General features: G+C 36.0%; 15 protein-coding genes. 5 read left to right on the forward strand and 10 right to left on the reverse strand.

Going from position 1 to position 20432, the window contains the following annotated elements:
- Positions 1–88: 88 nt before the first annotated feature.
- A complete protein-coding gene (locus Q1A60_RS11625) occupies positions 89–394 on the forward strand; it encodes a hypothetical protein (RefSeq protein WP_299765760.1) in 306 nt (101 codons plus the stop codon).
- On the opposite strand, the gene Q1A60_RS11630 is transcribed toward Q1A60_RS11625, so the two are convergent.
- The 9 genes from Q1A60_RS11630 to Q1A60_RS11670 all read right to left on the reverse strand — a co-directional run bounded on the left by Q1A60_RS11630 (position 344) and on the right by Q1A60_RS11670 (position 10802).
- On the reverse strand, positions 344–1249 hold the full coding sequence (locus Q1A60_RS11630) for a biotin-dependent carboxyltransferase family protein (protein ID WP_299765762.1): 906 nt from the start codon (positions 1247–1249) through the stop codon (positions 344–346). The genes Q1A60_RS11625 and Q1A60_RS11630 overlap by 51 nt on opposite strands.
- Positions 1239–1967, reverse strand: coding sequence for an allophanate hydrolase subunit 1 (locus Q1A60_RS11635; RefSeq protein ID WP_299765764.1), 729 nt, complete (start codon positions 1965–1967; stop codon positions 1239–1241). The genes Q1A60_RS11630 and Q1A60_RS11635 overlap by 11 nt, the downstream gene beginning before the upstream one ends.
- The gene (gene pxpA, locus Q1A60_RS11640; protein ID WP_299765767.1) at positions 1967–2698 is read right to left on the reverse strand and encodes a 5-oxoprolinase subunit PxpA; all 732 of its coding nucleotides are present in this window, start codon (positions 2696–2698) and stop codon (positions 1967–1969) included. Before pxpA ends, Q1A60_RS11635 begins: the two co-directional genes overlap by 1 nt.
- A 9-nt stretch (positions 2699–2707) precedes the next feature.
- Complete coding sequence (locus tag Q1A60_RS11645) at positions 2708–3931, reverse strand: Nramp family divalent metal transporter (RefSeq protein ID WP_299765769.1); 1224 nt, start codon at positions 3929–3931, stop codon at positions 2708–2710.
- Between the two features lie 44 nt (positions 3932–3975).
- The gene (locus Q1A60_RS11650; protein ID WP_299765771.1) at positions 3976–4635 is read right to left on the reverse strand and encodes a hypothetical protein; all 660 of its coding nucleotides are present in this window, start codon (positions 4633–4635) and stop codon (positions 3976–3978) included.
- 134 nt (positions 4636–4769) lie between these two features.
- Positions 4770–5897, reverse strand: coding sequence for a tryptophan 7-halogenase (locus Q1A60_RS11655; protein ID WP_299765773.1), 1128 nt, complete (start codon positions 5895–5897; stop codon positions 4770–4772).
- 3 nt (positions 5898–5900) lie between these two features.
- Complete coding sequence (locus tag Q1A60_RS11660; protein ID WP_299765775.1) at positions 5901–8018, reverse strand: LodA/GoxA family CTQ-dependent oxidase; 2118 nt, start codon at positions 8016–8018, stop codon at positions 5901–5903.
- Positions 8019–8042: 24 nt separating this feature from the next.
- Complete coding sequence (locus tag Q1A60_RS11665) at positions 8043–9407, reverse strand: hypothetical protein (RefSeq protein WP_299765777.1); 1365 nt, start codon at positions 9405–9407, stop codon at positions 8043–8045.
- 411 nt (positions 9408–9818) lie between these two features.
- Positions 9819–10802: an SH3 domain-containing protein gene (locus Q1A60_RS11670; protein WP_299765779.1), complete on the reverse strand. Its 984-nt coding sequence runs from the start codon at positions 10800–10802 to the stop codon at positions 9819–9821.
- Positions 10803–11301: 499 nt separating this feature from the next.
- Here Q1A60_RS11670 and Q1A60_RS11675 point away from each other — a divergent pair, with 499 nt between their 5' ends.
- From Q1A60_RS11675 to Q1A60_RS11690, 4 genes are all read left to right on the forward strand, one after another.
- Positions 11302–11466: a hypothetical protein gene (locus Q1A60_RS11675; protein ID WP_299765781.1), complete on the forward strand. Its 165-nt coding sequence runs from the start codon at positions 11302–11304 to the stop codon at positions 11464–11466.
- A 210-nt stretch (positions 11467–11676) separates the two neighbouring features.
- Entirely contained in the window at positions 11677–13299 is a 1623-nt protein-coding gene (locus tag Q1A60_RS11680) for a glycoside hydrolase family 30 protein (RefSeq protein ID WP_300007741.1), read from the forward strand.
- A 541-nt stretch (positions 13300–13840) separates the two neighbouring features.
- Complete coding sequence (locus tag Q1A60_RS11685) at positions 13841–16525, forward strand: TonB-dependent receptor (protein ID WP_299765785.1); 2685 nt, start codon at positions 13841–13843, stop codon at positions 16523–16525.
- On the forward strand, positions 16525–18363 hold the full coding sequence (locus tag Q1A60_RS11690) for a YfiR/HmsC family protein (RefSeq protein ID WP_299765788.1): 1839 nt from the start codon (positions 16525–16527) through the stop codon (positions 18361–18363). Before Q1A60_RS11685 ends, Q1A60_RS11690 begins: the two co-directional genes overlap by 1 nt.
- 379 nt (positions 18364–18742) lie before the next feature.
- On the opposite strand, the gene Q1A60_RS11695 is transcribed toward Q1A60_RS11690, so the two are convergent.
- Positions 18743–20281 carry a YifB family Mg chelatase-like AAA ATPase gene (locus Q1A60_RS11695; protein ID WP_299765790.1) on the reverse strand — a complete coding sequence of 513 codons (1539 nt, stop codon included), beginning with the start codon at positions 20279–20281 and terminating at the stop codon, positions 18743–18745.
- Positions 20282–20432: the final 151 nt, after the last annotated feature.

Below are 20432 nucleotides of genomic sequence, written 5' to 3' on the forward strand. Positions count from 1 at the left end.
CTGTATAATTTAGCCATAAAATTCTTACGAATTTATACTAAAATTCTTACGAAGATCAATAAACAAGCGATATTAAAAGATTTTAATTATGGGAAAAGCCTCACACTCAGAAAGATTACTTACACCTAGACCTATTGTTATGCCATCTACTCTTACATTTTGCAAACTTAACATCAGAAAACTATATGCCAAAGGAAAACGTCTAGGAATTGCAGAATGGAATCACGAAGCAGATTATGCAGACTATATCCATAACTTATGGGATGCTATCTCATCTCATCGTGAACTTAAAGAAGAAGCAACACGCACCGAAGAACTTCTAGGAAAAGGAGATGTTATCCAATTACTCAGTGACACCGTCATGGAACACACTTCTATACGGACCACTAAGTAAGAAAGAGATGTTATCATCTTGTTTTTTCTGAGCCAAAATAGAGATAGCATTTTCAGAAAGTTGTAATATACGTGGGTATCCGCCTGTAGTTTGACAATCTTTCATCAAGATCATCATGCGCCCAGAAGGTGTTAGTTGTATCGTTCCCGGTATAACTGGTCCAGTTGTAATAGATGGAATTGAATGTGTTATGGTTTCTTTTAATTGTACTGCCATTCGATTCCAAAGATTCGAAACTGTAAATGATGATGTTGCTATATAATTGCGAAATTCTATATCTAAAAGCTCATATTCAGGGCCTCTGTATACGTTGAGTGTATTTTCTTGTATATAGGAAGTGATTTGTGATTTATTTTCAATCTTCAGGCGAGCCCCTTTTAGGGTTCCATAGGTAGATATGCCTATAGAGATGTGCATTTCTTTTTCTACGGTTGCTATATCAGTAATAGGTATATACATACTTTTACTTTCTAATACATCTGGTAATTGTAATCCGCCAGCAATCGCAATATATCCTCGGCAGCCTTCTGTTATTTTATTGATTTCTAAGACATCACCTGCACGTGCTCTATAAATAACATTGTTTTTAATGATCTTTGAACCTAATCGAGCTACTGTAGTCCCGCCAGTAATCACAAAATGTCTTTCACAATGAAACTGAATAGAAGGTCCAACTAATGTATATTCTAGCACAGTAGCATCTAGGGAATTATTGACAAGTCTATTTGCGAGTTGCATGGCTTTTTTATCCATGGCGCCACTCTCAGGAATTCCTAAATGTGCATATCCAAAGCGTCCTTCGTCCTGAATGCTTGTGTAGAAACCTGTGCGCAGTATACAAATACTATCCTCCATAGACTTCTGTTATTGGAAATACACATTCTATCTCATTTTGCTCTTTTAAAAGTGTATGTTCTGTAGCATCAATAGCATAAAATCTAATATAATCACCTGCTACACATGGAGAAGGTTGTTGTTTAGAAACATCAAATAGTGTTATTGGACTATGACCAATCGTGTACCACCCTCCAGGACTATCTTGAGGATAAATCCCTGTTTGCTTCCCTCCTATGGCAACACTTCCTTTTTTAACTCTTTGCGATGGAACTGATTTCCGTTCTATATACAAACGTTCATCGAGTCCATCCAAATAAGGAAAACCTGGTAAAAATCCCATAAAATATACGGTATATAAAGGTTTCGTATGGAGTTCTATTAATTGACCTAATGTCAATGATATCGCTTTTAGATACGATTCCAAATCCTCGCCAAACGAAGATTCATAACAAACAGGAATACGGTGAATGTTGGCTTTTTGGTCACTAAGAGGGGTTGTGCTTTTAATAATTTCGCGAAAGCGGACTTCTAAAACCGCATCCGAAAGAAACGCTCCTCGCACTCGTTTCAATAAAATCTCTGTATATGTATGAATAATTTCTGCGTCAAATTCTTTTTGTAGGTTTTCCTTTACGGCTAGTAAAAACTGCAATAATTCTCTAGAAGGGGAAGATTGCCATTGCAAGCTCCATGCATTTTCTCCTAATTTAAAAATATGAACCTCTTGATACTGCATTAACACACCTGTATTTGATGATCTTTCAGACCTTGATGAATCATTTTTAGAATTTGAAATGCTGTAGGCGTATCCCCATGCACACATAACGTATCTATATGAAATGGCAGCACCATATCAGTAATTGTCGTGAGCTCTTGCGCAGTAATCATCGGAATGATATGAGCAAGCACATCACTCGCATCATGAATTACAGCATCTGGCAACGATCTACTCACTAATGTATAATCGCTATTGTATCTGCGATCTGCAAAACCTTCGATCTTGGTTTGCAATACGTCTTTTACTTCTTTTTGAATAACTGATTGATAGGGAACATATATAACCAACTGATCATCTATTTCTTTAACGACGTCTATAATCAGTCTTGCTATAGAAACATCTACAGAGGCAAGGTTATATAAGGCGCCGTGTACCTTTACGTGATGTAATTTTTGATGCTGCCTTTCGGCGAAATCTTTCACAGTCACAATCTGATCTGTGAGGCTCTTTCGGAGATCAGAAGGGGTTATATCAAGTATTTGTCTACCGAAATTTTCTTTGTCTGGATAGCCAGGATGTGCCCCTATTTTTACCTGATGTTGTATAGCAAGTTCTATGGTACTTTGAATAGTCATTGTATCACCTGCATGACCTCCGCAAGCAATATTACACGAACTCAATAAAGGAAGCAGTTGCGCTTCATTTCCTACACCTTCCCCAACATCACTATTCAAATCTATCTTGTACATTGAACTCATTTATATCAAACCAAATACCTTAAAAATACTTCGCATTCCTAATCCAAAGACGATAAACCAAATGATAATACTGAGTATGTTTTGCCATTTGGTATTTGTATACCTTCCTAAAAGTTGTTTTTTATTTGCCATCCAGATCAAATAGCCTGCAATGATTGGTAATAGAATTCCATTGGCAACTTGGGCAAATTTTATAATATCTATAGGGCTATAGCTAAGTGATGAAAAGAAGATTCCTAAAAGTAAGATACCACCCCAAACCAACCTAAATTTCGTAGACTTGATATTTTTATCCCATCCTAAACACCCTTGTACCACATAAGCTGCTGCTAGTGGTGCTGTAATCGCAGATGTTAATCCAGCTGCTGCAAGACCTACGCCCACAAAATAACGAGCATATTCTCCAAACAATGGCTCTAAACTCTTAGCGAGATCGGCGGCATTAGAAATATCTTGTCCTTGTATTGCAGCTGCGCATATAATGATCGCCATCGATACAAGACCTCCTAAAGTAACTGCGACAATCGTATCTTTTTTGGCAACAGGAAGATCATCTGTTCCTTTCCATTTTTCAGTCACTAAAGACGCATGTAAGAATAAGTTATAAGGCACTACGGTAGTTCCTACCAAGGCAATAATGGTAAGAATACTTTCGTCTGGAAACGAAGGAACAAAACTTCCTTTTATAACAGCAATAATATCTGGTTTTGTAGCAATGGCCGTAATTAAAAAGGCGATACTCATAAATAATACCAGCCCTACTAAAATGCGCTCTAATAGTTTATAACTCCCTATATAGAGAATGATAGCTGCGAGTATTCCTATCCCAATACTCCAACCATTAAACGTCAAAGATCCTACCTCAACAACACCCGAAGCACCCAATGCTTTGATACCTAATACACCTCCGCTTATATTTCCCGCTTCATAAGCTGCATTTCCTATCACAATCGCACTTAATATTAAAAGAATAGCGAGTATCCGTACTGTTGGGTTTTTAATTTGCGATCGTATCACTGTCGCAAGACCCGTATTAGTCACAAGCCCTATACGAGCAGCCATTTCTTGCAATACAATAGTTGCTATAATAGAAAGCACCATTGCCCATAATAAGGTAAACCCAAAAGAGGCACCTGTTATAGTACAGGTAGTGACTGTACCCGGCCCAATAAATGCTGCTGCAATAAGTACACCTGGACCAGAGATAGAATATTTTTTTTTCATAGATTGCCTCTATATTATGTTTTATATGTCAGTTGTTTCTGCTATTATCGTTTAAAGGTAGAACTCTTTTCAAAAGCATCTTCAAATTCAATTTCGGATTCAATTTGCTTTAATATATTTCTTGCCTGACTTAAAGGATGCTCTGGAAACTTAATATCATAGTGCGCTTCCTCAGATTTATTCATTAGGGTATTTGTATTAATTTCTAATCCATAAGGGTCTTTAAACCAATTTTTATATCCAGTATCTCCTATAGCTATTTTATTTTCCCTAAGTAATTTTTCGGCAATGATACTGTCTCTCATTCCTGTCATCCCAATTTCAGGCGCTTGAATTTTTATAACAAAACTGAATTTTTCAAAAGGTATTGTAAAGGAAGCTAGGTAGACAACGCCAGAAGGTTGCTGAGGGATTTTAAATATCGTTTTAATTGCTTTATACCCTTTTAAGTCAACGAAATCTACTTGAATCAACCCTCCTTTATGCGCTGCTAATTGGTCTCTATAAAAGGCTCTAAGACTATGAATATCATTCATAGTAGGCAAATCTGGTTTTTTATTGAAAAAGTTAATGGAAACTACAGTACCCTTATCTGGATGTATCCATTGCTGGATATTTTTATCATTTTTCCCTTGTGTCCATCCAAAATCAGGTATTGAAATTGAATGAATCGTTATTTTTTTTCTATTGAAGAGTTTTAACATCTAGTGATCGGTTATGATTACAGATAACTAATGTATAAAAAATAACACAGCAAAATTTTTATAATTGAGTATACGCTTTCGCGAAAGCGTATAAAACAGCATTCCCCTTTTCAAACATCAATTTTAAAAACTAATTATTGGATATTTTCCAATACTTCTTCTGCCTGCATGGTTTTCCAGAAAGGGCTCTCCGGCCATCTTTTCTCGAGTTTATAAAAATAACTACGTGAGGTTAGATAATATTCATATTGGGCTTTTACTTCCTTTTCATATTGGTTGAGTGCCTCTTTTGAACCTTGTAGATAATACGCTATAATTTCTGCTGCCCTAGCTCCTTGCATCGTTGCTTTTGTGATGCCTTGAGATGTAATAGGATCATAGGTCGCTGCAGTATCACCTATGGCTAACCAATCGTTACCTGTCATTGTATTTAAGCAAAAAGAAGCCGCATTAAAGCCGCGTACTTTATTTTCGACAGGTTCCATTTGAGCAAGTAAGTCCCATGTATTGGGAGCCTCTGCCAAGAGATGAATCCAACTTTTAAGATCGTGTAATCCTAACGCTTTTACAACGGCAGCCGTTGTATAAAAAGTAACTAGCAAGTATTCTCCTGGGATTCTAGCCGCATACCACCATCCGTACTCAACCGATTCTAAATGCGTGAGTTTAGAAACTTCTCGTTGTCCTTTATTTTTAAATCGAAGACCTACACACATCAAAGAAGTTCCTTGGATTTTGTATGATCCGCGATCTGCTGCAAAAACACCTCTACTTCCTGTAGCATCTACTACAAAATCTGCTTCTAATGTTTTTTTATCTTCTTGCCGTTTTTGATATTCTAGTTGATATCCAACATCCATTTTATGAGCCCCTAAATAGGTGGCCTCTGTTATAATTTTCGCTCCTTTTTTTAGACTTTCATCTACCAGAAACTGATTGAATTTTGATCGATCTAGATGCCAACCATGTCCGTGTGGACTTAGCATACTATCATTGTACCCTCGCAACGGACTTCCCCAATAGGAACAGCTCCCATAACAAGGCTCGTGTTCTTCTTTTAAGAAAGACTCGTAGATGCCTAATTGTTTTAAAAGAAGATTCATATCCGGTGGAATACTTTCTCCTATATGAAATTTACCACCTTTAGAATTATCTATGATCGTTACTTCCTGAATGCCTGCATTTAGTAATGAAATAGCGCAGGAACACCCTGCGGGTCCTGCGCCTATAATTACGATCTTATGTGTTCCTTTTTCTTTCAAAAATTAATCTTCTGGAGGGAATACATTATCTGACACTGTATTAGGCCAGAAAATCACTTTGTTACTCTCATCTTTTTCAAATAGACTTTCTACCTCAAGGTAGTAATCTTTATCAAAATCGTCTGGATATCCTTCAATGGCTGGTCCTTGAATTATCGTACCAATACGCATCCAATTCGTAAGAATATTTCTTCGGTCCTGATAACGTCCTACATTCATTGCTTTAGAATCAAATGATCCTGAAAACGGACATCCTGGTGAAGATAATTGCTCTTGAGCAGCAGTACCTTCGCCTCTAACAGAGTATCGCTGCTCTGGAAGTTCTCCTTTATTGGTATTTGCCATCAAATCTTCAAAAGTATATACAGCTACAGGACGTTGTGCAGGCCATGACCAAAACAACGTAGTATTAACAGTTCCTTTAAATACATTGCTATCAGTCACCGAGCCTCCTGGATTAGGATCTGGCGTATGTGTTGCACATGAGTTATAATCTGTATGCCAAGGTACTGCCATAAACTTACATAAATCGCCAGGTTCTACTAAGAATGGTCGTAACGGCGTGTATCCTACTCCTAAGAAAGGTTGGTCTTTTTGAGCTTTAGAATAATCGAATACCTCTGCATTGATTCTAAAAGGTCCTACCGCGGGATTTGTCCAATTCTTGTTATAGAGATTTACATCACGGACAATGAACGTTAAATCAATTCCCGGACTAAATCTCCCTCCTAAACAGTTCACTAAAATTGTTTTGTCTAATTGCTCTCCTGGGCCTGCCATCACTGTAGGTGCATCACTATGTATCCCACTATTCCATTTATCTAAGAAAAAATACTGTTGCTCTGAAAGCGTTAAAAAACTTTGCGCTGCATCTCCTAAAGATAATGGCATTAAAGGAGCACCAACTTCATTTTGAGATCCATCAGGATTTCTTATGAATTGCATCACGTCAATACTAGGCTTTTCTGAAGTTAAGTTACTCATGTTTTTATGAGCAGCAATTGCGTTACTTGGTAAATTGGTATTCCACATTTGCATGTGTGCTGCATTTAATGTCGGGAATACATCATCTTCAAAATACGGTTTATAGGAATCGTTATACTTTCCATTACTATATATTTCTGGTTGTAAATTGAAGTTTTCTAACCATGTATTATAGACATCATCCCATAAAGAAACAACATTCAATGTTTGTGGTGCATACGAAGGATCTGTAGAGACAATCCAAGCACTTCCGTCTATGGGCTGTTTACTACCATCATCAAACACTAAAACTGCAGTGACAGGACCATCTGAAGTATCATCGATCCAATTATCATTATCTACATCTTTACATAATGCTTGACTAGCATCAAATTCTCCTTCATTATTAAATGCACAGGCAAGTCCGTGACCTCCTAACACTAATAATCGACCATTAGGCTCGGTTAGGATTTCTCCTAAATATGTGATTGGATCACTTCCATTATCACCAGTTCCATCTGAAAACGGAAACTGAATAGGATATGAAGCTTGTGTCTCTATCGTTCCTGATGTTTGGTTATAATAACTCGCTTGTGTTTGCTTATCAAAAGGAATTGCGGTACTTCCCTTACTTGCCATAATAGCTCTTGGCCCTGCATCAATAACCAATTCTTTTAATCGTATTGGATCTGCTGGATCTTGAGCAGACTTATAATTTAGATTACGTAAAGGGGGTGTATTTCCCCCTTCATACAATGCAATCCCTTCATTTGCTTCTTCATCTATTTCCCAACAATTTGCTTTTTTATTAGCAAGATGTGTCGTCCAAATGATGTCAACTACTTTTTTTCCATCTACTTCAGATCCTATAACGACTTCCTTCCCTCCTGGAGTTGGGTAGGTAATTGAATCTCCTTCTGTTGTATATTGGTATATTTTAAAACGTGCGGCCTGTCTTTTTAGTTTCCCTTCTGCATCACGTATGTCTGCACTTGTAATAGGTGTAGATTCTGTACCTGGCTGTATAGGAAGTCCCCCTCTAATAACGGAACCTTCTATAGGTGAAGCTGCCATTGTTTCTGGACCTAGATAATATTCTTTACTGTTTCCTACTCTGGCAAACCCTATTGCTGGATGTATTCTTAAACTTGTTTTCATGATTGTCTTATTTCTAGGTGGTTATTAGTTGTTTTCAGGTTTTGTAGGCGGTGCTTCAGTTCCTTCTATATAATTCTTTAACAGCACATGACTTAGATTGATATTTTTACCACCTAACATTTCTAAAGTAGGAGGTACATCAGTCACTGCCTGTGTATTATGACAACTAAAACATTCATTTTCTGAAACTATTTTTTGTGTAAAGGTTTCTATGGTCGAGTTTGAGAGTTGTAAAGAACCTGTTAGTATAGAGTCTACCACATTAGGATTCCAATTAGGCTTTAATAAATCAGGGTTATTAAACCAAATAGCTCCTACTTCAAAGTAGTTTTTCCATATGGAGTTATTCTTAGTTAATTGTTCTTTTACACTCGCATTCAAATTCATGATATGCGTTTGATTTTTAGGAGTGCCCCCACCATTCTTATATTGTCTTGCAACCTGTGTAATAGGTGTAAGCGTTTGTTTACTTTGATCTGCAAATTTTAAAATACCCGCATTATCTGTATTTACATCTCTTGCGGTTGTATTAGCTGCATACAATAACCAGTCTTTTGGAGATACAGGGGTATTTAACCCTACATTTTCTGGGAAATCAGGTGCATTTCCATCAAACTCAAACGTGGCCCAAACAAACTCGTCATGTCCATCGGGAACAAACGCTATATGAAGTCCTACCAGAGCTACTTCTACATCAGTTTGAATTTGAGGATTGTCTTTATCAATTCTAGGCTGACCATCTACCATTGTTAGGAGTTCTATATCTGATTTTTGTGTATAGAGCTTTGAAGTGTCTTCTCCTTCTTGCACAATTTTCCAAGAGGTTTTAAGTGATAAAGAACCTGGAGGAAATCCCGTATTAGGGTCAAATGCAGCCATAGTTTCTCTATCATACAACTTATTCTTTAATACAAAGTTTTGGAATACACTATCAATAATGATACTACTGTATACAGCTCTTCCATTTTGATCTACAAGCATTCCTTTAGAAAGGGCTTGTTCTACCACATCAAGAACATGGTAAGTATCGTTCTTATACTCAGGAGTGATGGCTTTATTGGTAAACATGGTTTCAAAACGAAGTTGTCCATTTACTTCTTCTGTTAACCACAGAAAGTATTGCCATGACAATAAGTGAAAATCACAATTCGTAGAATTTTTATTAATAGAACTTGGATCTGGCGTTGGTACGTTTCCAGAGAACCAACTTTCAGGTACTTCTTTACATCCTATATTGGGCTTAGGAAAGCTTGTCGCTATAGTCACTGCATTCTTTTCTACGTTAGCACCTTCAACGGAGGTTTCATAGTCAGATTTTGTTGTTTTTTTACAAGCTATCAGACAAATTGTCAATAATAGCAAACAACATAAATGTTTGAATAATTTCATGATTTTCAGATTTAACAGATATTTGGTTAATGAGGTTGAGACACCTCTAATGATTTGTAATCCAAATGTAAAAGAATAGTTAAAAGAAAATACCCGTATAAATACGGGTTTACTGAAAATTAAACACTTAGACCTTAGAAACTAAGAAACATGAACATTCTTTAAAACATAAAAAGAGGAAATGCACCACAATTTCCTCTTTTCTAATACCCCCATTATCTCTATTTTTTTAATAGAAATATGTGTACTAATGTATCCATGTATAAAAATAAGATTAGACATGTAAGTAACTATCGCCTCAAATGTAAAGGAGATGTATAAAACATAAAATAACCACTATAAAAGCGTTATTCTTATTTTCATATTCATCGCTATATATTGTATAACCGCGCTATAACGATTGAAAAAAAATTAAGAAGTAAAATCTAAAAATTTATTAGACACCCATTGTTCATCCAAACTGATCTGTGACCAATTATCTTTTTCTTCATAGGCGAAGACTTCTTGATTTTTAATTACAGACCCTACCACATGAAATCGCGTAGAAGGTCCGCTACGAACGTTTAACACATTGGCATTTACGGTAGCCCTTTTTACATCTTTCACATAATTACCATAGACCCACTCCTGATTGTTTTCTGAGATTCTGTACCAATTATTTTTCTCCTCATAAATACGAACAATAGCACCTAGTGTTGTTTCTCCTATTTTAGTGAATGATGATTTGGCACCACTTCGTATATTTAAAACATCGGCAGTTACATATCCATAGCCTTGTGCAGAAGAAATTATCCCTGTAATGACCTCATTACCTATGGCACTTTTTATAAGTGGTAAGAAGTGCTGTTCACACGCTGTCACTGTATTTCCTCCAAAGAAATTAGTTCCGGGACAACTTTTTGTAGACCCAGTTCCATTAGTACGTGCTGTTGTATTTAGATCAAACCAATGATGATATACAATTCTATCTGTAGATACTGGAACATTAAACCGTTTACATAATGCTGCCGTTACTCTGATAATACTCTCTTGTTGTTTTGACGTCATCTCATCTTTTCCTTTGTCAAAAAAGCCTACACTTTCTATACAAACAGCATGTTTATTATTTCCAAGTATACAAGCGGGAGATCTTTCTAGACTTCTACCTGTCATAATTTTTCCATCTGGAAAAATTGTGAGGTGTTGTCCTATATCACTCCATCCATTATTATTTACGTGGTGATTTTTCATACCGCGTTGTAAGTCAAAATGATTGTCACCTTTAAAGTGTATATAGCTTGGCGAAAATGTATGATGCTCTTGAATAAATAAGACCGTACGTGCAATCTTTTGTTGTTGTATCCATCGTTCAAATTCAGAAACAGTAAGTGAGGTAAATCCAAATTTTGTTTTCATTGTTGTGCTATTTTGAATGGTATTCTCTTTAAAGATACTTTAAAATACTCATTGTCAACAACTACAGAGTGTTTTCTTACAGTAGTTTCAGTGGATTGATGTGAGGTTTATATTGGATATGGGAATTTATATCTTTATTAAAGGTAACTACAACTATATATTGTATTTTTTCTTTTAGTGAATAATACAGTATAAACCTATTCATCTCAATAATATACTTTTCCGTCCCTATTACGTTTGGGACAAAATCATATTTCCATATAAAATTTATATTTTTTGTTTAAAACCAGCACATTTAATTGGGACGAACTATTGTAGAATTTTTTTACTTCTAGTTTTACAGAGTATTTAATCCAAATAAATATTCTTTTTAATTCATCATTAGAAAGATATAAGTTATGATTAAAAATAAATTTCCAATCGCGAAAAGAAATTTTAGACAAACACTTGAATGTCTATAAATGATCAAGAAATTTATAATTAATAAAAACAATTATTTATGTTAAAAGATATTTTAAACTTAAAAAATGCTCAAAAATTAAGCACTGCAGAACAAAAAAACACTCAAGGAGGTATAGGACTTTGCACTCCTTTTATTCCATGTTCTGAAGGAACAAGTTGGAACTTTCACGTATGTGAATGTGAAGTTATTAACTTACCATAAGTGAAATCACAGAATTCTCCTAAATGGCTTAAATCATTTAGGAGAATTTATTTAAGATCCAAAAAATATTAGGTGATATTTTAAACTAAAAAGTGTTGATCACTCTTACAGAAGTACCTAAAAACAATACTTAGTAACCTAAAAATCCTACACCATTTTCTATCCAGTTTGTATTTGCTACATTAGATGCAGAAACTCTTGAAGTTACTCATGATAGATATATACACATTCATTATTCGGTTCTACATTCCTAAAATGACAAGGATACTCATTCTTGTTGCATCCACAATAAGTATTTGTTGCTCCCCTAAAACTCCATATCAGGATCATATTGTTACTGTGTATCAAACATCACATGCAGGAGATAATCTCAAACGTATCTCAGATACTACTACAAACACTGCTTTATCTGAAGGAAAAAAGGTTGCTTTACAATTATTACCTGATCAGGAATTTCAAACATACTACGGATTTGGTGCTTCGTTTACCGAATCTTCAGCGTGGAATTTGGCGACGATTCCTGAAGATACCCGTAAAGAAGTACTTACCAACATCTTTAGTCCTACAGAAGGTGCTGGATTTTCACTGACCAGAACACATATTAATAGTAGCGATTACTCAAACGGTCATTATACGTATGTTGAAGATGGAGATGAAAACCTTTCTACGTTCAGTATATATGAAGATATGAAAGGGTTTTCTGGTGATGAGAATAATCAAGTTCGCGGTATTGAGTTGGTCACACCTACCTATGATATGATTCCAATGATCTTAGAAGCTTCCAACATTCCTGATGCCGACTTCAAAATTATTGCATCTCCATGGAGTCCTCCTTCTTGGATGAAATCTGGAGAAACTGCTACAATGACAAATGGTTCATTACAGCCTAAATATTATGGACTTTGGGCAAAATATCTATCAAAGTATGTAAGTGCGTATAAAGAGCAAGGAATACCTATCTGGGGAATCACTCCACAAAACGAACCACTACATGCGCATGATGCACGTTGGGATAGCAATGGTTTTACACCTGAACAAGGACGTGACTTTTTACGTGATCATCTAGGTCCTGAACTCGTTAAAGACGGACATATAAAGCTTAACGATTTAGACGCTGGATTGCGTGTATTAATTTATGATCATAATAAATCGACCATGAATGATTATGTAACTGTAACCTATGAAGATCCAGAAGCTTCTAAATATGCATGGGGAACTGCTTTTCATTGGTATGCCAGTTCTGAACTGGATAAAAATAATTGGCATGCAGCCACATTGGATACGCTACGTACAAAATGGCCCAATAAAGGAATGATCCATACAGAATCCAGTATAGATATTGATGCCAATGATCCAATCAATCAGTATTGGAGAGAGAGTACCGATTATGCTGGTACGTTTGTCCCATTTGACACCTATGCCTATGATATCATTACAGATATAAATCATGGCGCTCAAGGCTATGTAGAATGGTGTATGATCTTGAGTCATCTTGGCCAACCCAATCCGTATGATAATTTTAATAGCGCGCCTGTGCTCATTAATCCTGTGACCGATGAAGTGATCTATACCCCTCTTTATTATTTATTGAGTCACTTTAGTAAGTTTATCCGCCCTAATGCTATCAGAATTGGATTGGAAGGAAGTGAAGTAAACGACCTTATCTATACTGCTGCAAAAAATATAGATGGTTCTATTGCTGTTGTTGTTTTTAATAAAAATCACGAAGTATATGAACTAACACTAGGACTTGAAACTAGTCGTTACAATATAAAAATTGGCCCAAGAACCTTACAAACCATTCACATACAGAATAACGAAGTCATCGAATAGAAATTCTGTTATTAAAGTATTGCTGCTACGTACGCTTTCGCGAAAGCGTATATAGAACCTTTATAATTTAGAATGACTTGTCAATATAACTATAAACTATTTTTAAGTTTACAAAACTACCTAGAAACAAATACTTTATCGGTATTATTGATCACTTTATCGATATTGCTAATTAACATTGATGATTTATTTCTCTTTTAAATCGCATAAATTAACTTATCTTTAACTTGCGCTAATTAATGCAGAAATAGATTCATTGTGTTCCCTACACTACAAAATGACTACGACATTCATTTTAGAAAGAAACAAAAAGAATCTAATGTGTATAATCAATGCCCAACAATATACTATGAAGCTACATATACCACCATCTGACTTGACACATTACATTTTGAAAAGACATTTAAAACATTTAGATAATATATAATAGTTTATACTGACACCCTACGTTCAACCCCCCTTTTTTATATATTAAACTCCTATGTTTTCTATTCATTGTTACGCTTGTAAATCTACACTCTTTACCCGCTACATAAGAAGTTTGTTATTACTATGTACGTTATTAGTTGTAACGACAACCTTTGCACAAACAAGAGCAACTATCACGGGTACTATTTCTGATCAATTTGGAGGACTTCCTGGAGCGACAGTGAGTATTGAAGGTACTACCCTAGTTACTACTACAGATGTAAATGGGATGTATGAATTTTCAGTGGATGAGGGTACGTATATCATCAATGCAAGTTTTGTGATGTACATAACAGACTCCAAAGAGGCTTCTGTTAAGGTAGGTGAAACTGTGCAACTTGATTTTTTATTACAAACTGGTTTTTCTATAGATCAACCCATAAGTATTGGTACACGAGGACAACCCATCTCTGGTTTAAACACCTCCTCTCCTGTTGATATTATTACGCCTCAAATGCTAGAAAATGCAGCTGGATTAGAATTAAGCACGGTATTACATTATTTGGTACCTTCTTTTCATTCTACACATCAAACCATTGCAGATGGTACAGATCATATAGACCCTGCTACCTTACGTGGTTTAGGTCCTGATCAGGTATTGGTACTTATTAACGGAAAGCGTAGACATAGTAGTTCGCTACTAAATGTTAACGGTACCGTAGGTAGAGGGAGTGTAGGCATTGATTTTAATGCTATCCCACTTGCTACTATTGAGCGTATTGAAATCTTACGAGAAGGAGCAACATCACAATATGGATCTGATGCAATTGCTGGTGTAATTAATATTATTCTAAAGAAACAAACCGAAGTTATTGATATTGACAATAGACTTCTTATTAACAGTGAAGGCGATGGTTTTGAGAATTATTCTTCTGGAAATTTCGGCTTAAAACTAGGAGCAAATGGTTTTGTAAATGTAACTGCAGAATATAGAAATAGAAATGCAACGAATAGAGCTGGTAATTATACCGGTAATGTATACAGTGATGATCCTATTGAAGATGCCTTGTTGATTGAAGAGAATGATTTCTTTAACCAAACAGGATATGATGACAGACAGGTTATGGAGATTGGAAATGCAGAAACGCAAAACCTGGCACTTTATTTTAATGGCGAATTTAAAATGTCTCCTAATGCTACTATTTATTTACATGGAGGCAGGAATTATAGAGAAGGAAAAGCAAAAGGGTTTTATCGATTTCCAAAAGATGAAGATCGAGTTGTGTTATCACTTTTTCCAAATGGTTTTTCGCCAGAAATATTAACCGATATTCAAGATGATGCCGTAGTTGTAGGTATTAAAGGGGTTAAAAATGGCTTTAATATTGATTTTAGTCACACTATTGGAAACAACAGAATAGATTATACTATTAATAATTCAAACAATGCATCTTTAGGGATTGCATCACCTCGCACCTTTTATTCTGGAGGTTTTTCGTATCATCAAAACACCACCAATTTAGATATCTCAAAACCACTTGATTATTTTAAAGGAGTGAATCTCGCTTTTGGTGCTGAATTACGTGTTGAGAATTATCAAATTATTGCTGGAGAAGAAGCATCCTTTATAGATGGTGGTGCTACTTTTATTGATGCTAACGGAGAAGAAAGACCTCGTATTCCCGGAGCGCAAGTATTTCCTGGGATACAACCTGAAAATGAGTTAAATCGATTTAGAAGTAACTCTTCAGGGTATATTGATGTAGATGCCAATTTAACCGACCGTTTTTTAGTTCGCTTGGGAGGTCGCTATGAATCTTCAAATGATTTTGGTAGTCAAGCTGTATACAAAATTGCCAGTAGGTATAGTATACATGATAATCTTAGTTTTAGAGCTGCCTATTCTAAAGGGTTTAGAGCTCCTTCTTTACATCAAGTATATTTTCAAAATATTAGCACACAATTCATTAATAATAATATTGTACAGGTAGGTACATTTAATAATGAAAGTGCCGTAGCAAGAGAAGCTTTTGGAATTGATCGACTCAGTGCTGAAACTTCAAGACACTTTAGTGCGGGGCTAAATGGGAAATTAGGAACAAAAATTACATTTGGACTGGATTTCTATCTTATTAATATCAAAGACCGAATTGTACTTTCAGGAAGATTTTCTGAAGGATATGAAGATATTCTGGCTCCATTTAATGTAGGCGCTGCACAATTCTTAACAAATGCGATTGACTCCAGAACCGCTGGAGCCGATTTTTCTACATTTTATAAAGACCAACTAGGCAATGGAGTGCTTAATGTTTCTTTAGCAGGGAATTTTACAAAAACAGAAGTGGTTGGGCCTATCAAGGTGTCATCATCTCTTACTGGACAAGAAGAGGTCTTATTTAATAGAGAAGAGATTGCTCGTGTAGAAAAAGCACAACCTAATTTTAAAATCAATTCCAGTGTCTCTTATGAATGGGATAAATATAAAGTACAACTAGGGAATACCTATTTTGGAGAGGTTACTTTTTTACATCCTGATGATGGTGATCCAGCTAATTGGGTACTTAATGAGTTTACTGGTCTTATTGAATCTAGAGATCAAGTATTCTCACCAAAAATTGTGACAGACGCATCGATAAGTTATCAAGCCAATACCAATATTATTTTTACTATTGGCGGTAATAATATTCTCAATGTATTTCCTGATAGACATACTCATGAGGCAAATACCAGTGACGGAAGTTTTGTATATAGTAGACGTGTACAGCAGTTTGGTATAAGCGGTTCTAATTTCTTTGCTAAATTATTATTACGTTTGTAATGAGAAACAAAAAGAGAATAAAAAGTATCATAAAAATATTTTTTGTAGTACTCCTCTGCCTACAAAATGCAAGCAACGTATACGCTCAAGATACAGATAACAAGCAAGTAGAACGCTTACAACGTGCTATTTTCATCTATAATATTGCACACCAAGTAGCCTGGCCAAACGCCACTGACTTTAATGACGTAACTATTGGTGTTTTAGGTCCCGATAGAACCACTATAGACCTACAAGCAATGGCTCAAAAGCGAAATATTAGAGGGAAATCTGTTAACGTTATCACCTATTCTAAAGTAAAAGATATAGGAAGTATTCAAATACTCTATGTAAATAATCGCTTTCATTATGACATCGCATATATACTACAATCTATAAAAGGGAAAAACATTCTCTTAATTACTGAAGACTATAGTTATAATGCTTCTATGATTAATATGGTATCTGTCGGTAATTCCTTTGAATATGAGATTAATGAATCTCTACTTGCTATAGAAAACTTTACCATAGCGCCTTCCTTATCTCAAAATGCTGTAAGTACCGCACAGAAATGGAAAGCCTTATTTAAAGACACGCAATCATTGCTTGAAAAGGAAAAAACGATTGTTTCCAATAAAGACAAAGAATTATTAGAAAAAGACACCTTGCTGAAAAGCCAACAAGACATCTTAAATTCGCAAAAAGATGCTATTAGTCAACAAGAAAAAAGTTTACAAACTAAAGAACAAGCGTTTGAAAAGCAATTAGATTCTATAGATGTCTTATGGTCTATCAACCAATTACAGGAACAAAAATATGAAGATAAAGTAGCTATAGAAAAGGCACTAGAAAAACAAATCACAGAGCAGATCGCTTTCTCAAAAAGTACACAGGATCAAATTGTAAAAAGCCAAAGACAGCTTAAACAACAAGATTCTATTTTAGCGTTAAAAAACGATCAAATTACAGCAGCAGAAACCACTATAGACTCCCAACAATCTATTATTACGAGTAAAACGAAAATTAACATGCTGTTGGGCTTACTTGTTGGACTACTTCTATTAGGAGGGAGTTACTTTTTCATTAACTATCGTAAAAAGCAAGCGCTTAATGCGACCCTTGCTGCTAAGAATAAAGAGATTAATAAACAGTCCAAAGCGCTCTCGTTAAAGAATACCGAACTAGAACAATTTGCATACATTGCGAGTCACGATCTTAAGGAACCGCTTAATACCATTTCTAGTTTGATCATGCTTATTAAGGATGATGCTGAAGATACCCTCGATCCTACTATACTACAAAATCTGGAATTTATGGATGATTCCAGTACGCGTATGCGCTCCTTGATAGAAACCTTATTGCAGCATTCTAAATTAGGTGCTATGACCAATGTAGAGCTCGTTGATTGCAATGCGCTTTTAGAAGACCTCCAAAAAGATTTAGCCACGGTTATCAAAAAGAACCAGGTAGTATTCCATATTGATCGATTACCTGCTGTAAATGCATCCAAAGTAGAACTACGCTTGGTATTTCAAAACCTACTTGCCAACGCGATGAAATTCAGGAAAGCAGACACCTCCCCTATTATTAAGATCACATATTCAAGAGACGCAGATGAGGCATTTCCTGATCAGTACTATCATACTTTTTATGTAACCGATAATGGAATTGGCATTCCAGAAATTCACCAAGAGAAGATCTTTACTATTTTTCAGCGTTTACACCCAGATGAAGCTTATGAAGGTACAGGAATTGGATTAGCGCATACCAAAAAAATTGTACAAGCCCATGGTGGTAGTATTTCTGTAGAAAGCGAACCAGGTGTAGGAAGTACATTTTCGTTTACGTTGCCTGTATAAGGTTTTTTTGATATACGCTTTCGCGAAAGCTGATAATGAATAATTTCCTATTTAAAAGATGTAAATTCCAAATCTCAAATCTTCAAATTACAAAAGTTCTGAGTTCTTGATTATTTAAATTGAGGATCATTTATTACTTATTTCTATTCTCTAATATTTCATACCTATTTCGCTTTCGCGAAAGCTAACTTAGTATATTTACTATTATCAGTCTCCAAGTTGGACCCAGTTTATATTGGTGTCCATTCCATAGTTATCCCCTCCGCTAGCGCCAATTTGTAATTGGTGCTCATCTAAATAATCAAACGCGAATACCTATCGACACTTAGATACTATTTTGTTCCTAACATCATAAAATCACTCCCTGTTCTCATTCTAGTTACCCCAACCATCCATCCCTATCTAAACTACGATACTGTATGGCTTCGCTGATATGAGTTCCAGTGACGGTTTCACTTCCCGCGAGATCAGCAATTGTACGAGATACTTTTAAAATACGATCATAAGCCCTGGCAGAAAGATTCAATCGTTCCATGGCAGTTTTTAATAAGGTTTTTGAGGCCTCATCAAGCGCGCAATACGTTCGGATTTGCTTGACATTCATCTGAGCGTTATAGTTGGTAGCCTCGCTTTCGCGAAAGCGGACTACTTGCAATTCCCTAGCTTTTGTTACCCGCTTCCGAATCTCGACGCTGGACTCGGCTTTTTGTTCACTACTTAACTTTTCAAAAGGAACGGGTGTGACTTCGATATGAATATCAATACGATCTAATAACGGACCACTCACCTTCCCTAAATAGCGTTGCATTTCGGCAGGACTACTTGTCACAGGTGCATCAGGATCATTAAAATACCCTCCCGGACTTGGATTCATACTAGCCACCAACATAAAGCTACTGGGATACGTCACGGTAAAACGCGCACGAGAAATCGTGACTTCCCGATCTTCCAACGGTTGACGCATGACTTCAAGGACTTCCCGCTTGAATTCAGGGAGTTCATCCAGAAATAACACTCCATTATGAGACAATGAGATTTCGCCAGGTTGCGGATAGCTTCCACCTCCTACTAATGCAACATTTGATATCGTATGATGTGGCGAACGAAATGGTCGTTCGCTCATCAATCCTTGATTATTTTTGACACGACCAGCTACACTATGAATCTTTGTGGTTTCAAGGGCCTCTCTCAAACTCATCGGCGGAAGTATCGAGGGCAATCGTTTAGAGATCATTGTCTTCCCTGAACCTGGAGGTCCTATCAAAATAATATTATGTCCTCCAGCTGCGGCAATCTCCATACAGCGTTTTATAGATTCTTGTCCTTTGACATCTGCAAAGTCAAATTCTGGATGTTCCAAACTTTTATAAAACTCGGCTCGGGTATCGATGACTGTTTGTTCTAATGGAATGTCTTTATCAAAAAAGGCTATGACTTCACTTATATTTTCGACACCATATACAGAAAGTCCATCTACAATAGCTGCTTCTTTGGCATTTTGTTTGGGAAGAATAAAACCTTTAAACCCTTCTTCTCTTGCTGTAATGGCAATAGGTAAGGCACCTTTTATGGGTTGTAACCCGCCATCTAGAGAGAGTTCGCCCATGATAATGTATTCTTCTACGCGATCTCCTTTAATCTGTTGTGTAGCGACTAATATGCCAGTGGCAAGTGTAAGATCATAGGCAGAGCCTTCCTTTCGCATATCGGCAGGAGACATATTAATAATGATCTTTTTTCCAGGGATTTTATAGCCATTATTCTGAAGCGCTGCTGCGATTCTATAATTACTTTCTTTAATGGCATTATCGGGTAGTCCTACAAGGTGATACCCTATACCTTTATCTACATTGACTTCAACGGTAATGGTCGTGGCATCTACACCAAACACTGCGCTACCAAAAACTTTGGTTAACATATACTTCTAGTTAGTGTAAGATAGAAATATGCGCAGCTCTATACCTCACTTGTTATAAGGGTATAAATATAAACGCTTTTTAGAGTTTTACAAATCAATATTTTAGGAATTTCTATTTTATAAAAAAACCTATGAAGCGAACTTCATAGGT

Origin of the sequence: uncultured Dokdonia sp., assembly GCF_947492535.1 — a bacterium.
In the GTDB taxonomy this organism is placed as follows: Bacteria; Bacteroidota; Bacteroidia; order Flavobacteriales; family Flavobacteriaceae; genus Dokdonia.

Coding starts and splice junctions, on each gene's coding strand:
- Q1A60_RS11675 (WP_299765781.1), top strand. CDS start 11,302: ATGTTAAAAGATATTTTAAACTTAAAAAATGCTCAAAAATTAAGCACT.
- Q1A60_RS11635 (WP_299765764.1), bottom strand. CDS start 1,967: ATGCAGTATCAAGAGGTTCATATTTTTAAATTAGGAGAAAATGCATGG.
- Q1A60_RS11665 (WP_299765777.1), bottom strand. CDS start 9,407: ATGAAATTATTCAAACATTTATGTTGTTTGCTATTATTGACAATTTGT.
- pxpA (WP_299765767.1), bottom strand. CDS start 2,698: ATGTACAAGATAGATTTGAATAGTGATGTTGGGGAAGGTGTAGGAAAT.
- Q1A60_RS11645 (WP_299765769.1), bottom strand. CDS start 3,931: ATGAAAAAAAAATATTCTATCTCTGGTCCAGGTGTACTTATTGCAGCA.
- Q1A60_RS11625 (WP_299765760.1), top strand. CDS start 89: ATGGGAAAAGCCTCACACTCAGAAAGATTACTTACACCTAGACCTATT.
- Q1A60_RS11650 (WP_299765771.1), bottom strand. CDS start 4,635: ATGTTAAAACTCTTCAATAGAAAAAAAATAACGATTCATTCAATTTCA.
- Q1A60_RS11670 (WP_299765779.1), bottom strand. CDS start 10,802: ATGAAAACAAAATTTGGATTTACCTCACTTACTGTTTCTGAATTTGAA.
- Q1A60_RS11690 (WP_299765788.1), top strand. CDS start 16,525: ATGAGAAACAAAAAGAGAATAAAAAGTATCATAAAAATATTTTTTGTA.
- Q1A60_RS11630 (WP_299765762.1), bottom strand. CDS start 1,249: ATGGAGGATAGTATTTGTATACTGCGCACAGGTTTCTACACAAGCATT.
- Q1A60_RS11680 (WP_300007741.1), top strand. CDS start 11,677: ATGATAGATATATACACATTCATTATTCGGTTCTACATTCCTAAAATG.
- Q1A60_RS11695 (WP_299765790.1), bottom strand. CDS start 20,281: ATGTTAACCAAAGTTTTTGGTAGCGCAGTGTTTGGTGTAGATGCCACG.
- Q1A60_RS11660 (WP_299765775.1), bottom strand. CDS start 8,018: ATGAAAACAAGTTTAAGAATACATCCAGCAATAGGGTTTGCCAGAGTA.